This window comes from Inquilinus limosus DSM 16000 (assembly GCF_000423185.1).
Taxonomy (GTDB): Bacteria; Pseudomonadota; Alphaproteobacteria; order DSM-16000; family Inquilinaceae; genus Inquilinus; species Inquilinus limosus.
In genome coordinates this window covers 293,290-307,722 of sequence record NZ_KE383985.1, presented here as the reverse complement: position 1 = coordinate 307,722, position 14,433 = coordinate 293,290, and the positions used below count along the sequence as shown (strand labels likewise).

General features: G+C 72.0%; 12 protein-coding genes. 11 read left to right on the top strand and 1 reads right to left on the bottom strand.

The genetic code is table 11. The annotated features are described in order from the left end of the window. Positions 1-394: 394 nt before the first annotated feature. From G537_RS40975 to G537_RS40960, 11 genes are all read left to right on the top strand, one after another. A complete protein-coding gene (locus G537_RS40975; protein ID WP_051249351.1) occupies positions 395-940 on the top strand; it encodes a DUF4142 domain-containing protein in 546 nt (181 codons plus the stop codon). 35 nt (positions 941-975) lie between these two features. Further along, positions 976-2,229 (top strand): Nramp family divalent metal transporter, encoded by a 1,254-nt coding sequence (locus G537_RS0131135; protein ID WP_026873372.1) that lies wholly within the window; start codon positions 976-978, stop codon positions 2,227-2,229. A gap of 9 nt (positions 2,230-2,238) precedes the next feature. After that, positions 2,239-4,002, top strand: coding sequence for a protein kinase family protein (locus tag G537_RS0131130; protein ID WP_026873371.1), 1,764 nt, complete (start codon positions 2,239-2,241; stop codon positions 4,000-4,002). 195 nt (positions 4,003-4,197) lie between these two features. Further along, entirely contained in the window at positions 4,198-5,313 is a 1,116-nt protein-coding gene (locus G537_RS0131125) for an NAD-dependent epimerase/dehydratase family protein (protein WP_026873370.1), read from the top strand. Then, positions 5,310-6,422 (top strand): NAD-dependent epimerase/dehydratase family protein, encoded by a 1,113-nt coding sequence (locus G537_RS40970; protein ID WP_081689167.1) that lies wholly within the window; start codon positions 5,310-5,312, stop codon positions 6,420-6,422. The genes G537_RS0131125 and G537_RS40970 overlap by 4 nt, the downstream gene beginning before the upstream one ends. After that, complete coding sequence (locus tag G537_RS0131115) at positions 6,419-7,711, top strand: TIGR04295 family B12-binding domain-containing radical SAM protein (protein WP_026873369.1); 1,293 nt, start codon at positions 6,419-6,421, stop codon at positions 7,709-7,711. The genes G537_RS40970 and G537_RS0131115 overlap by 4 nt, the downstream gene beginning before the upstream one ends. Further along, on the top strand, positions 7,708-8,835 hold the full coding sequence (locus G537_RS0131110; RefSeq protein ID WP_245579177.1) for a glycosyltransferase family 4 protein: 1,128 nt from the start codon (positions 7,708-7,710) through the stop codon (positions 8,833-8,835). The genes G537_RS0131115 and G537_RS0131110 overlap by 4 nt, the downstream gene beginning before the upstream one ends. Continuing rightward, positions 8,832-9,944, top strand: coding sequence for a CgeB family protein (locus tag G537_RS0131105; protein ID WP_026873367.1), 1,113 nt, complete (start codon positions 8,832-8,834; stop codon positions 9,942-9,944). Before G537_RS0131110 ends, G537_RS0131105 begins: the two co-directional genes overlap by 4 nt. Next, entirely contained in the window at positions 9,941-11,038 is a 1,098-nt protein-coding gene (locus G537_RS0131100; protein ID WP_026873366.1) for a CgeB family protein, read from the top strand. The genes G537_RS0131105 and G537_RS0131100 overlap by 4 nt, the downstream gene beginning before the upstream one ends. Further along, positions 11,035-12,201 carry a CgeB family protein gene (locus G537_RS40965; RefSeq protein ID WP_051249350.1) on the top strand — a complete coding sequence of 389 codons (1,167 nt, stop codon included), beginning with the start codon at positions 11,035-11,037 and terminating at the stop codon, positions 12,199-12,201. Before G537_RS0131100 ends, G537_RS40965 begins: the two co-directional genes overlap by 4 nt. A gap of 28 nt (positions 12,202-12,229) precedes the next feature. After that, a complete protein-coding gene (locus G537_RS40960) occupies positions 12,230-13,279 on the top strand; it encodes a UDP-glucuronic acid decarboxylase family protein (protein ID WP_051249386.1) in 1,050 nt (349 codons plus the stop codon). 5 nt (positions 13,280-13,284) lie between these two features. Here G537_RS40960 and G537_RS0131085 read toward each other — a convergent pair whose 3' ends face one another. Beyond that, entirely contained in the window at positions 13,285-14,328 is a 1,044-nt protein-coding gene (locus G537_RS0131085) for a helix-turn-helix domain-containing protein (protein ID WP_081689166.1), read from the bottom strand. Between the last annotated feature and the right edge of the window lie 105 nt (positions 14,329-14,433).

Here is a 14,433-nt window from a genome sequence, read left to right as displayed (position 1 = left end):
AGGCCACCTCTTCTTTTTGGCATCGTTTACGGTGCAGTGCAATAAGTAATTAATCGACTAACTATATTACCAGTATAGGACTGAATCTATATAATTGTCTGATAATTGTCTCTATATATGTCGAAAGTTTTATCTACTATTGTACTTCAGTATTGCGCAGGCATATTATTTTATCTCGATATGACAGACGATTCAACCCTGCATCAGACCCTCCCTTTGGCGAAAGCGATCAATGCTGCCCATATTTGCTGAAACACCTTTGCAATGGACGGCCGAGTCTATCCCGGGGTCCGATCCGGGGACCGGGCAGCGGTCTCCGCCCGTCGCATGGCCGGAACCCCGGCCGGCGGCGCCCCATTGTCCAGGCAGCTTCGAACCAGCCTCAGAGGTCGAGATGCGGATCGCCCCCGCCCTGCTGCTCGCGGCCGTGCTGGCCCTTCCCTTCGGCCGCGCCGCCCAGGCCCAGGAGGGCGGCGTGCTGACCGGCACCGAGGGCCAGCACGCGGCCTTCTTCGTGCAGCAGGCGGGGCGCAGCGACATGTTCGAGATCGAGGCCGCGAGGATCGCCCTGCGGCGGACGCAGTCCCCGGAGATCCGCGCCTTCGCCGAGATGATGGTGGCCGACCACACCCGGTCGCAGGAGCAGATCGCCAAGGCGGTGAAGGACCACGACCTGTCGACCCCGCTGCCGAAGCGGATCGATCTCAAGCACCAGCAGGTCCTCGACCAGCTGCAGCGCGCGACCGATGCCGATTTCGACCGGCTCTACCTCAACGGCCAGGTCACCGCCCATCAGGAGGCCCTGAAGGTCTATCAGCATTACGCGCCCACGGCCGAGGAGCCGTCGCTGCGGGCCATCGCGGAAGCCGGCCTGCCGATGATCCAGCGCCATCTGGACCGGGCCCGGGCGCTGCAGAAGGGCCTGCAGGCCGCCCGTTGAACCCCGAAGCGACGCGCCGCCGGACGTGCGGTAAGGTGGCCCGGCGCGGTCCGCTGCGGGTGCTGGGCCTCGGCCTGATCACCGGGGCGGCGGACGACGACCCCTCGGCGATCGGCACCTATGCCAGCGCCGGCGCCGCGCTGGGGCCGTCCTTCCTGTGGACCGCCCCGGCGACGCTGCCGATGATGTTCGCGGTGGTCTACCTTTCCGCCAAGCTCGGCCAGGTGTCGGGCCGCGGCCTGTTCCACGTCATCCGCGACCACTTCCCGCGCTGGGTGCTGTATCCGGCGCTGATCGGGGTGCTGATCGGCAACACCATCGAGGCTGCGGCCGACATCGGCGGCATGGCCGCGGCGATCGGTCTCCTGCTGCCGGTCCCCTTCGCCGGGATCGTGGTGACGGTCACGGCGGCGATCCTGGCGCTGCAGATCTGGGGCTCCTACGCCCTGATCCGCAACGTGTTCCGCTGGCTGGCCCTGGCGCTGCTGGCCTATGTCGGGGCGGCGGTCCTGGCCAGGCCGGATCTGGCGGCGACGCTGACCGGCACGGTGGTGCCGCGGATCGAGCTGACCGCCGAGTTCCTGTCGATGCTGGTGGCCGCGATCGGCACCACGCTCTCCGCCTATCTCTATACCTGGCAGTCGAACGAAGAGGTCGAGGAGGAGATCCAGATGGGCCGCCGTCGCCTGTCGCAGAGGATCGGCGCGACCGATGCCGAGCTGCGCAGAACCCGCGCCGACGTGCTGATCGGCATGATCTTCTCGAACCTGATCATGTACTTCATCATCCTGTCGACCGGGTCGACGCTGCACGCCGCCGGGCAGACCGAGATCAGCACCGCCGCCCAGGCGGCGGAGGCGCTGCGCCCCCTGGCCGGCGACGCCGCCGGCATCCTGTTCGCCGCCGGCGTCATCGGCGTCGGCTTCCTGGCGGTGCCGGTGATGACCACGGGCGCCGCCTACGACCTGGCCCAGACCTTCGGCTGGAAGCACAGCCTGCACGCCCGCCCGTCCGAGGCGAAGGCGTTCTACCTGGCGATCGTCGGCTTCACCCTGGTGGCGATGGGGCTGAACTTCCTCGGCTTCAACCCGATGAAGGCGCTGGTCTGGTCCGGCATCGTCCAGGGCTTCTCCACCCCGCCGCTGATGCTGCTGATCATGCTGATGACCGGCAGCCGCCGGATCATGGGCGACCAGGTGAACACCCCTGCGATCGCCATCCTCGGCTGGGCGACGACCGGGATCATCTTCACCGCCAGCGCGGGGCTGGTGGCGACGTGGTTCCTCTGAGGTGCCGTCATGCTCGTCTTCGGCGACGGCGTGCGGATGGAGAAGCCACGGCGGCAGCTCGGCCGCGTCGCGGCGGCGCTGGACGGGGCCCGCGACGCGCGCCGCGGCATCGACCGCCACGATCATCTGGTCGAGGCCCTGATCGAGGCCGGAGAGTTCGCGCAGGGTGCGATCGACGCCGGGTTCGACGCCCTCGGCCGCGATGCGCCCTCGCCCCTGCGGGACGCCGCGACCGCGCTGCTGGCCGCCCTGGCGGCGGCGGTCCGGCGGTCCTGGGCGGCGGGGTTCCCGCTCGAACCGGAGGACCCGGCTCCGCGCCGCCGCATCGATGCCCTGGCCGCGCTGCCGCTGCCCGCCGCGATCCGCTGCCGCCTGGCCGAGGGCTTCGCCTTCTATGCCCTGTATCCGGAATCCTATCTCGAGGCCGCGGCCGCGCTGGCCGGGATCCGGCCGCTCGAGGTGATCGGCATCCGCAGCATCGGCCTGCCGCTCGCCGCCGTGGTCGCGGAGGCCTGCGGCGCGGAGGATCCGGTCTCGGTGCGGCCGGTCGGTCATCCGTTCCGGCGCGAGCTCGCCCTCGACCCTGCGCTGACGGCCGGCCTGCTGCGCGACCCCGATGCGGCCTTCGCGGTCGTCGACGAGGGGCCGGGCCTGTCCGGCAGCTCCTTCGGCGCGGTCGCGGACCATCTCGAAGCCCACGGCGTCGACCGCGGCCGCATCCGGTTCTTCCCGAGCCATGGCAACGAACCCGGGCCGCAGGCCTCGCCGGCCCATCGCGAGCGGTGGCGGAACTCGGTCCGGCACTGGGTCGACTTCGACGCGCTGGCGCTGAGCCCGCGGCAGCCCTGGCACGGGCTGGGGGCCTGGGTCGAGGATCTGGTCGGCGGTCCGGGCCGGCTGGAGGACCTGTCCGCCGGCCGCTGGCGGGCCGGCCACGGGCAGCCGCCGGCACGCTGGCCGCCGGCCCATCGCCAGCAGGAGCGGCGCAAGTTCCGCCTGGACACCGGCGGCGGCCGCTTCCTGCTGAAATTCGCCGGGCTGGGCCGGCACGGCCGCGACAAGCTGCGGCGGGCGCAGGCGCTGCACGCCGCCGGCTTCAGCCCGGAGCCGGTCGGCTGCCGGCGCGGCTTCCTGGTGGAGCGCTGGATCGACGACGCCAGGCCGCTCGATCCCGCCGCCCGCGACCGGCCGGCCCTGCTGCGGCGGATCGCGGCCTATCTCGGCTTCCGCGCCCGCCATTTCCCGGCGCCGGCGGACAGCGGCGCCGACCTGGCCATGCTGGCCGAGATGCTGCGCCGGAACACCTCCGAGGCGCTCGGGGACGAGGCCGGCCGCGCCTTCGACCGCTTCACCCGCGCCGCCGGCCGCCTGGAGTCCCGGATCCGCAGGATCGAGACCGACAACCGGCTGCACCGCTGGGAATGGCTGGTCGACCGGACCGGCACCCTGCTCAAGACCGACGCGCTCGACCATTGCGCGGCGCACGACCTGGTCGGCTGCCAGGATCTGGCATGGGACATCGCCGGTGCCGCAATCGAGCTGGACCTTGCCCCCGATGAGGAGGCCGAGCTGCGGACCCTGGTCCGGCACGAGGCCGGACGCCCGGTCGACCCCGAGCTGCTGCGCCTCCTCGGCCCCTGTTACGCCGCCTTCCAGCTCGGGTCCTGGAGCATGGCACGGCAATCCGACGGCGACCCGGACGAGGCGGCGCGGCTGGACCGCGAGGTGTCGCGCTACGCCCGCCATCTGCGGCGGCTCCTGGCAGGCCTCTGACGCGGCGGCAGCCGCAGCGCGCCGAAGGGCCGGAGGTGGAACTGGGTAAGTACCCATCCCGTTGGCCCCGTAAGAAGCGCGCCAGAACTGCGCTTGAAGCACCGCAGCGACAGCATCAGCAGCGGGTCCGGATGCCCCTCCACGCACCAGCCCCGGGGGACCTCCGCGCCCGGGAGCCGAGAGGAAGGCCGATCCATGGCAGAGACCATCCTGATCACCGGCGGCAAAGGCTTCATCGGCAGCCATGTGGCCCACGCCCTGCTGCGGCGCGGCCATCGGATCCGCATCCTCGACAACCTGCTGGAGCAGGTGCACGGCGGCAGCGCCGGCGGATCCGCCGCGCTGCCGGACGACGTGGAGCTGCAGGTTGGCGACGTGCGCGACGAGGTCGCCGTGGCCCGGGCGCTGAAGGGCGTCGACGCCGTCATCCACCTCGCCGCCGAGGTCGGGGTGGGCCAGAGCATGTATGCGGTGGACCGCTACGTCTCGGTCAACGACCTGGGCACCGCGACCCTGCTGCAGCGGCTGATCGCGCATCCGGTGCGCCGGATCGTCGTCGCTTCCTCGATGAGCGTCTATGGCGAGGGCCTGTACCGCACGGCCGAAGGCGAGCCGGTGGAGGATGTGATGCGGCCGGAACGCCGGCCGGGCGACCCCTGGGATCCGCTGGACCGGCAGGGCCGGCCGCTGGTCCCGGCGCCGACGCCGGAATGGAAGCGGCCGATGCTGGCCTCGGTCTACGCCCTGACCAAGTACTGCCAGGAACGGCTGGTCCTGACCGTGGCCGGCGCCTACGGCATGGAGGCTGCGGCGCTGCGCATGTTCAACGTCTACGGCCCCGGCCAGGCGCTGTCGAACCCCTACACCGGCGTGCTGGCGATCTTCGCCTCGCGCATCCTGAACGGCCAGCGGCCGCTGGTGTTCGAGGACGGGCAGCAACGCCGCGACTTGGTGCATGTCTCCGACGTCGCCGAGGCCTTCGCCCTGGCGCTGGAGCAGCCGAGGGCGACGGGCGGCGTGTTCAACGTCGGCAGCGGCCGCGAGCGGACGGTGCTGGAGACGGCCCAGGCCCTGGCCGATGCCATGGGCCGGCCGGAGCTGGAGCCGGAGCTGGTGGGCAAGGCGCGGGCCGGCGATGTGCGCCACTGCTTCGCCGATATCCGCAAGGCGCAGGAGGAGCTCGGCTTCGCCGCGATCAAGGATTTCGCCGAGGGGCTGAGCGAGCTGGCCGAATGGGTCGCCGCCCAGCAGGCGGTGGACCGCGTGGCGGAAGCGCGGCGCGAGCTCGAATCCCGCGGGCTGGTGGCATGACCAGATCCCCGCCTTCTCCCGCCGTGACCGGCCTGCGGCCCGTCCTGGTGACCGGCGGGGCCGGCTTCATCGGCTGCAACCTGGCCGACCGGCTGGCCCGCGACGGCCACCATGTGCTGGTGCTGGACGCGCTGGCGCGGCCGGGGGTGGAACGCAACCTGGACTGGCTGCGCCGGACCCATCCCGGCCGGATCTCCGCAGTCATCGACGACCTGCGCAACGGCGACGCCGTGGCCGCGGCGGCGCGGAAGGTCCAGGCGGTGTTCCACCTGGCCGGCCAGGTCGCGGTGACCACGAGCCTGGACGATCCCTGGACCGATTTCGAGGTCAATATCGCCGGCACGCTGCGCCTGCTGGAGGCGCTGCGGCGGCACAATCCCGGCGCGCCGCTGGTCTTCGCCAGCACCAACAAGGTCTATGGCGACCTGGCCGATGTTGCGCTGGAGCGGACCGAGGACGCCTATCGCCCGGCCGATGCGGATCTCCGCAGGCGCGGCATCGGCGAGGACCGCCGGCTCGACTTCCACACGCCCTATGGCTGCTCCAAGGGCGCGGCCGACCAGTATGTGCTGGACCACGCCCGCAGCTTCGGCCTGCCCACGGCGGTGCTGCGCATGAGCTGCATCTACGGCCCGCACCAGATGGGCACCGAGGACCAGGGCTGGGTCGCGCATTTCCTGATTCGCGCCCTGGCCGGCCAGCCGATCACCATCTTCGGCGACGGCCGCCAGGTGCGCGACATCCTGTTCGTCGACGACGCGGTGGAGGCCTATCTCGCCGCCTGGAACCGGATCGCGGCGGTGCGCGGCCGGGCCTTCAACCTGGGCGGCGGGCCGGCCAACGCCGTCAGCCTGCTGCAGCTGATCCGCCGGATCGAAACGCTGACCGACCGTTCGGTGAATGTCCAGTTCCGCGACTGGCGGGCCGGCGACCAGCGCTACTACGTCTCCGACATCGGCCGCGCCCGCCGGGATCTCGGCCTGCCCGAGCCCCTGCCGTGGCATGAGGGGCTGCAGCGCCTGGCCGACTGGCTGCGCCGCAACCCGCCACCCGCCGAGGTTCCGTTCACCGCCCATCCCCGCGAACAGCGAGCGGAGGCCATCTCGTGAAGATCGCCCTGATCAACCCGCCCTGGCGCTACGAGAACAGCATCTATTTCGGGTGCCGGGAACCGCATCTGCCGCTCGAGCTCGGCTATTCCAAGGCGATGCTGGAGGCCGCCGGGCACGAGGTGCTGATGCTGGACGGCCATCTCTGCGGCACGGAGATGCAGGCCCTGGCCGACCAGGCCGCGGCCTTCGGGCCGGAGATGACCGTCGTCACCACCGCGCCGACCTATCTGTTCTGGCGCTGCGCCCCGCCCGAGCTGCGCATCCCGCGCGAGTTCATCCTGGCGCTGGACGGCCGCGGCGGCCGCACCGTCGCGGTCGGCCCACACGGTTCGGTGACGCCGGAGGCGACGCTGCGCAAGCTCGGCGTCGATATAGTCGTCCGCGGCGAATGCGAGGAGGTCGTGGCGGCGCTGGCCGAAGGGCCGGACCTGCGCCGGGTGCCGGCGATCGCCTATCGCGACGGCGACAGGATCATCGTGAACGGCGGGCTGAACGCCAGCCGCTTCACCGACCAGCCGGCGCTGCGCTGGCCGGACGAATGGATCCGCCGCCACGACCACCACCATCACCGCTTCGGCACCGAGGCGCACGGCCCCGGCGCCGAGGTCGAGGCGTCGCGCGGCTGCCCCTATCACTGCAGCTTCTGCGCCAAGAACGAGTACCGCGACGCCTATCGCCGCCGCGACCTGGCGCTCCTGCTCGACGAGATCGACGGGCTGATCGCGCAGGGCGCGACCTATCTGTACTTCGTCGACGAGATCTTCCTGCCGCAGCGCCCGCTGCTGGAGGCCCTGGTCGACCGGCGGGTCGAGTTCGGCGTGCAGATGCGCATCGACCTGTGGAAGCCGGAGATGCTGGACCTCTTGGGCCGGGCCGGCTGCGTGTCGATCGAGGCCGGGGTCGAGAGCCTGACCCGCGAGGGCCGCGACCTCTTGACCAAGAACTGCAGGATGTCGACCGACGAGCTGGCCGACCGGCTGCTCTACGCCCGCCGCAGCGTGCCTTTCGTTCAGGCCAACCTGATCAAGACGGCCGACGACGACCCCGACATGATCGCCGCCTGGCGCGACAGGCTGCAGCGGAACGGCGTCTGGGCCAACGACCCGGTGCCGCTGTACCCCTATCCCAGCTCGCCCGACTACCGGCGCCTCTGGGGCCAGCCCGACGACCGGGCCTGGGAGCGGGCGCATGAGCACTATCTGCGCCAGTTCGACCATTTCAGCGACATCCAGGACGATCGGCCCCTGCCCCTGAGAGAGTTGGAGGCAGCGTGCGGCCCGGCGTGAGCACCCCCCGCCGGCTGCTGATGACGGCGGACGCGGTCGGCGGGGTCTGGTCCTATGCGCTGGACCTCGCCGCGGCCCTGGCCCGCCGGCACGGCGTCGAGACCACGCTGGCGGTGCTGGGCCCCCTGCCGGACGAGGACCAGCGCTGGTCCGCCGGCCTGGTGCCGGGACTGCGGCTGGTGGAGACGGCGCTGCCGCTGGACTGGCTGGCCGGCCGGCCGGAGGAGGTCGAGGTCGCCGGCCGCCGGATCGCCGCCCTGGCGGTCGAGACCGGCGCCGAGATCGTGCAGCTGAACGCCCCCGCCCTGGCCGCCCGGGCGGTGTTCCCGGTGCCGACCATCGCCGTCCACCATTCCTGCGTCACCACCTGGTGGGGCGCGGTGCGGACGGGGCCGCTGCCCGAGGATTTCGTCTGGCGGAGCGAGCTGGTCGGCCGCGGCCTGTTTGCGGCCGACGCGGCGGTGGCGCCCAGCCGTGCCTTCGCACGCGCCACGCAGTCGGCGTACCGCCTGCCCGCCCTGCCCCATGCGGTCTGGAACGGCCGCACCGCACCGCCCGAGCCGGAGGCGGCGCCCGCCGGGGCGGCGGAGTTCGTGTTCGGCGCCGGCCGGCTGTGGGACGAGGGCAAGAACGTCCAGGCGCTGGACGGCGCCGCGGCCCGGCTGGGCGTCAGGCTGCTGCTGGCCGGCCCGTTAACGGGACCGAACGGGGCCAGCGTCGCGCCGCGCCATGGCCTGTGCCTGGGCACGCTGGGCGCCGAGGCGATGCGCGACTGCCTGGCCCGCCGGCCGGTCTTCGCCTCGACCGCCCTGTTCGAGCCCTTCGGCCTGGCGGTGCTGGAAGCGGCCCAGGCCGGCTGCGCCCTGGTGCTGTCGGACATCCCGACTTTCCGGGAGCTGTGGGCCGACGCCGCGGTATTCGTTTCCCCGCGCGACGAGGCGGCGATCGCCGCCGCGCTCGACCGGGTGCTGCGCGACCGCGGCCTGCGGGACCAACTGGGCGAGGCCGCGCGCCGGCGCGCGGCGCGCTACACCATCGCCGCCATGGCCGATCGGATGGCCGGCCTGTATCGCGGCCTGGCGGCGACGGCGGCGCGGCGGCCCGCGCGGGAGGCGGCGGAATGAAGCTGGTCTATTTCACGCACTCCCTGCGCTCCTGCTGGAACCACGGCAACGCCCATTTCCTGCGCGGCGTGCTGCGCGAGCTGATCCATGCCGGGCATGAGGTCGCGGTCTACGAGCCGGACGGCGGCTGGAGCCTGGCCAACCTGCTGCACGACCACGGTGACCAGGCCCTCGTCGCCTATCAGGCCGCCTATCCCGAGCTGTCCTCGACGGCCTATGGCCCGGACATCGATCTGGACCGGGCGCTGGACGGTGCCGATGCCGTGATCGCCCATGAGTGGAACGATCCCTGGCTGGTCGCGGCCATCGGCCGCCAGCGCCGCCGGGGGGCGCGGTTCACCGCGCTGTTCCACGACACCCACCACCGCGCCGTCAGCGACCCGGAGGCGATCCATCGCTTCGATCTCGACGGCTATGACGGCGTGCTCGCCTTCGGCCAAGCCCTGGCCGAAGTCTACCGGCGCTGGGGCTGGGGCCGGCGCGCCTTCGTCTGGCATGAGGCCGCCGACACCCGGCTGTTCCGGCCGCCGGCCGGGGAAGGACCGCGCGCCGGGCTGGTCTGGATCGGCAACTGGGGCGACGACGAGCGCAGCGCCGAGCTGGAGACCTTCCTGTTCCAGCCCGCCCGCGCCGCCGGGCTGCCGCTCGACATCCACGGCGTGCGCTATCCGCCGGAGGCGCTGGCCCGCCTGGCCGCCGAGGGCGCGCGGTATCACGGCTGGCTGGCCAATGCCGAGGTGCCGGCGGTCTTCGCCCGGCACCTGGCCACGGTGCATGTGCCGCGGCGCTTCTATGTCGAGCGGCTGCCGGGCATCCCGACGATCCGCGTCTTCGAGGCGCTGGCCTGCGGCATCCCGCTGGTCTGCTCGCCTTGGCCCGACAGCGAAGGCCTGTTCCGGCCGGGCGAGGATTATCTGGTCGCGCGCGACGGCGCCGAGATGGCCCGGCACCTGTCCGCCCTGCGCGACGATCCGGAGCTGCGCCGCAGCCTCGCCGCCAGCGGGCTGGAGACGATCCACGCCCGTCACAGCTGTGCCCACCGCATGCGCGAGCTGCTGGCGATCCTGGCCCGGCTGCGCACCGACATCCCGATGGAGAGCGTCGCATGAGGATCGCCTTCTACGGATCCAGCCTGCTGTCCTCCTACTGGAACGGCGCCGCAACCTACTATCGCGGCCTGCTGCGCGACCTGGCCGGCCGCGGTCATCGCATCACCTTCTACGAGCCCGACGCCTTCGACCGGCAGGCCCATCGCGACATCGACCCGCCGGACTGGGCCGAGGTCTGCGTCTATCCCGCGACCGAGGAGGCGCTGCGCGACGTGATCGCCGAGGCGGCGCTGGCCGATGTGGTGGTAAAGGCGAGCGGGGTCGGCGTGTTCGACGAGCCGCTGCTGGACGGCGCCATGGCGGCGGCGCGGCCCGACGCCATCCGGATCTTCTGGGACGTCGATGCGCCGGCGACGCTGGAGGAGCTGCGCCGCGGCGGCCCCGACCACCCGCTGCGCCGGGCCTTGCCGGCGCTCGACATGGTCCTGACCTATGGCGGCGGCCCGCCGGTGGTCGCGGCCTATGAAGGGCTCGGCGCCCGGCGCTGCGTGCCGATCTACAACGCGCTGGACCCCGAGACGCATTTCCCGGTCGCCCCGGACGCGCGCTTCGACTGCGACCTGGCCTTCCTGGGCAACCGGCTGCCGGACCGCGAGGCCCGGGTGGCCGCCTTCTTCCTGGCCGCGGCGGCGCGGCTGCCCGAGCGCCGTTTCCTGATCGGCGGCGCCGGCTGGGAGGGGCGCGCCATGCCCCGCAACGTGCGCTGGATCGGCCATGTCGGCACCGCCGACCACAACGCCTTCAACGCCACGCCGCTGGCGGTGCTGAACATCGCCCGCGACAGCATGGCCGCGACCGGCTTCTCGCCCGCCACCCGGGTGTTCGAGGCCGCGGGCGCCGGCGGCTGCCTGATCACCGACGCCTGGGAGGGCATCGAGCTGTTCCTGACGCCCGGCGAGGAGGTGCTGGTCGCCCGCGACGGCGCCGAGGTGGCGGCCCATCTGCAGGCGCTGGACCGCGAGCGGTCGCAGGCGATCGCCGCCGCCGCCCGGGCGCGGATCCTGGCCGAGCACACCTATGCCCATCGCGGCGCCCAGGTCGATGCGCTGCTGCGCGAGGCCGCCACGGCGAAGCAGGAGAGGACCGCCGCATGAACCGCCCGCTCCGCCTCGTCGTCATCGGCCTCAGCCTCTCCTCCTCCTGGGGCAACGGCCACGCCACCACCTACCGGGCCCTGCTGCGCGCCCTGGCCCGGCGCGGCCACGACATCCTGTTCCTCGAGCACGACCAGCCCTGGTACGCCGAGAACCGCGACCTGCCGGATCCCGATTTCTGCCGGCTGGAGCTCTATTCCGGCCCGGCCGGGCTGACGGCCCACCGCGCGGAGGTCGCCGAGGCCGACGCCGTGATCGTCGGGTCCTATGTCGCCGACGGCGTCGCCGTGGCCGCCTGGGTGCAGACCGTCGCCGGCGGGGTGACCGCCTTCTACGACATCGACACGCCGGTGACGCTGGCGAAGCTGGAGCGCGGCGACTTCGAGTATCTCTCGCCCGACCTGATCCCCGGCTTCGACCTGTACCTGTCCTTCACCGGCGGGCCGACGCTGGCGCATCTGGTGCAACGCTACGGCGCGGCGGCGGCGACCCCCCTGTACTGCTCCGTCGACGCCGAGGCCTACCGGCCCGAGCCGGCGACACCGCTGCGCTACGACCTCGGCTATCTCGGCACCTACAGCCCCGACCGCCAGCCCACGCTGGAACAGCTTCTGCTGAAGCCCGCGCGCGCCCTGCCGGATCTGCGCTTCGTCGTCGCCGGATCGCAGTTCCCCCGCGATATCCGCTGGCCGTCCAACGTCACGCGCATCGAGCATGTGCCGGCCAGCGAGCACTGCGGCTTCTACAACTCCTGCCGCTTCGCCCTGAACGTCACCCGCGCCGACATGGTCCGCGCCGGCTACAGCCCGAGCGTGCGGCTGTTCGAGGCGGCGGCCTGCGGCACGCCGATCATCTCCGACCACTGGTGCGGGATCGAGTCGATCTTCGCGCCGGAGGTCGAGATCTGCCTCGCCCGCGACGGCGGCGACGTCGTCGAGCTGCTGGCTCGATGCCCGGAACCCCTGCGCCGCAGCATCGGCGAGGCGGCGCGCCGGCGCGTGCTGGCCGAGCATTCCTCCGACCGCCGCGCGGCGGAGCTGGAGGAGGTGCTGCGACGACGGATCGACGAGCTGTCGAACCGGCACCGCAGCCGCGCCGCCGCAACCGTCGGCGGCCGGGACCGGAGCCGCGAGGCGCGGTCGCATCTCCGGCTGGTGAAATAACCGCCGGCGTCAACGAGAGAGGATGATCATGAGGAACGGCAAACAGCGCACCGCCATCGTCGCCGGGGGCGCCGGCTTCATCGGATCCCATCTCTGCGACGCCCTGCTCGCGGACGGCCATCGGGTGATCTGCCTCGACAATTTCCGGACCGGGCGGCGGGAGAATCTGCGGCACTTGGCAGGCGACCCGCGCTTCGACCTGGTCGATGCCGACGTGATCGCGCCGCCGCCGGCCTCGCTGGCCCGGGGATCGGTGGATCTTGTCTTCAACCTCGCCTGCGCCGCGTCGCCGCCGCAGTACCAGTCCGACCCCGAGCACACGATGCTGACCAGCGTGCTGGGCACCCGCAACCTGCTGGCGCTGGCCGAGCGCAAGGGGGCGCGCTTCCTGCTGGCCTCGACCAGCGAGGTCTATGGCGACCCGGAGGTGCATCCCCAGGCCGAGAGCTACTGGGGCCACGTCAACCCGACCGGGCCGCGCGCCTGCTACGACGAGGGCAAGCGGGCGGCGGAGACCCTGACCTTCGATTTCGAGCGCGCCGGCCGGGCCGAGGTGCGGGTGGCACGGATCTTCAACACTTACGGGCCGCGGATGCGGGCCGATGACGGGCGGGTGGTGTCGAACGTCATCACCCAGGCGCTGGCCGGCGACGACATCACCGTCTACGGCAGCGGCGAGCAGACCCGCTCCTTCTGCTATGTCGACGACCTGGTCGACGGGCTCATCCGGCTGATGGCCTGCCGGGCCTCGCCGGGCGGGCCGGTCAATCTGGGCAATCCGACCGAGCTGACGGTGCGCGAGCTGGTGACGCGGGTGCTGGCCCTGACCGGGTCGCGCTCCCGCATCGTGCGGCGGCCGCTGCCGGTGGACGATCCGCAGCGGCGCCGGCCGGACATCGGGCGGGCGCGGAGCCTGCTGGGCTGGTCGCCCGGGGTCGCGCTGGAGCAGGGCCTGCGCAGGACCATCGCCTATTTCGCCGAGACGGCGACGCCGCGCCCCGCGATGGCGATCGGCTTCCGGGCCGTCCGGGACGGCGCCAAGCTGCCGGCGAAGGCGCAAGCCGCCTCAACAGCCTGAGCCTGCTAGAGGCCGCGGCGGTACTCCGAGGGCGTCGAACCGGTTTCGCGCCGGAAGGCTGCGGTGAAGGCCGACGGCGTTTGATAGCCGACCGTCAGCGCGATGTCGGTGATGCGGATCCGCGAATCCCGGAGGAGCTGCCGGGCCTGCTCCACGCGCAGCCCGGTCAGCCACTCATGCGGCGTGCGCCCCGTGGCATGGCGGAAGGCCGTGCAGAAATGCGACCGGCTGAGGGATGTCAGCGCGGCGAGCTCGTCGAGGCCGATGGTCTGGTCCAGGCGTTCGGCCATATAGGCGGTGACGCGGCGGACCTGCCATTGCGGCAGCCCTCGCCTCGGCAGCGGCGCCGGCGCCTGGCCGAGCGTGGAATGGGTCCGCAGCAGATGCATGCACAGCAGATCGAGCGCCTGCTCGACGAACAGGCGCCGGGACGGGTCGGGATGAGTCGCCTCGCGGCTGAGCGCACGCAGGATGTGCGCACCGACCGGATCCGGTTCGCCGAGCCGGGGCGCCAGCTCGACCCGGCGGCCGCGGGTCAGCGGCGCGGCAAAGGCCTGCAGCCGGGCGTCGCTCAGCATCGCATAGGACAGGGGCGACGCGACGTCGATGTCCCAGTCGCCATCCCAGTCGGCCGGAACGATCGCGATGGTGCCGGGTCGCCCGACGCCGGCCAGGCGCATCCGCCCGCGCCGCCAGACCCGGGGCGACGGCGGGCCGTAGTATGTGCCGATGGTATGCACCGGCAGCCCCGGCATGGGCTCGTGCATCTCGAGGTGCAGCCAACGGGTGGTGATCAGCGTGTCGCGCTCGGGGATTTCCGTCGTTATCGGTAGAGGCCCGGCGATCACGCCGGCGCAGAGCTCGAAGGCCGTACGCTGCAATGAAGGCCCCGGCTGAGGATCGCCACCGGCTTCGGAGGCATCCATCGGATCTCCAGCGGTCTGGCGGGGCCGGTCCAATCGAAGCGGCTTTCGCTTGCGGGAAAGGTCTTCGAATGTCGCCGAAAAACGGGGCCGGCGCCAGCACCGCCGAAATTTCGCGATAGTCATCGCAATCCCGGAACGGCGGCAGCGACGCCTTCATCCTATTGAGGATCTCCGTCCGCCTCGGCGCCACACCGATCGCCCCGACCTGGCCGGACAGCCGCGTTCGAC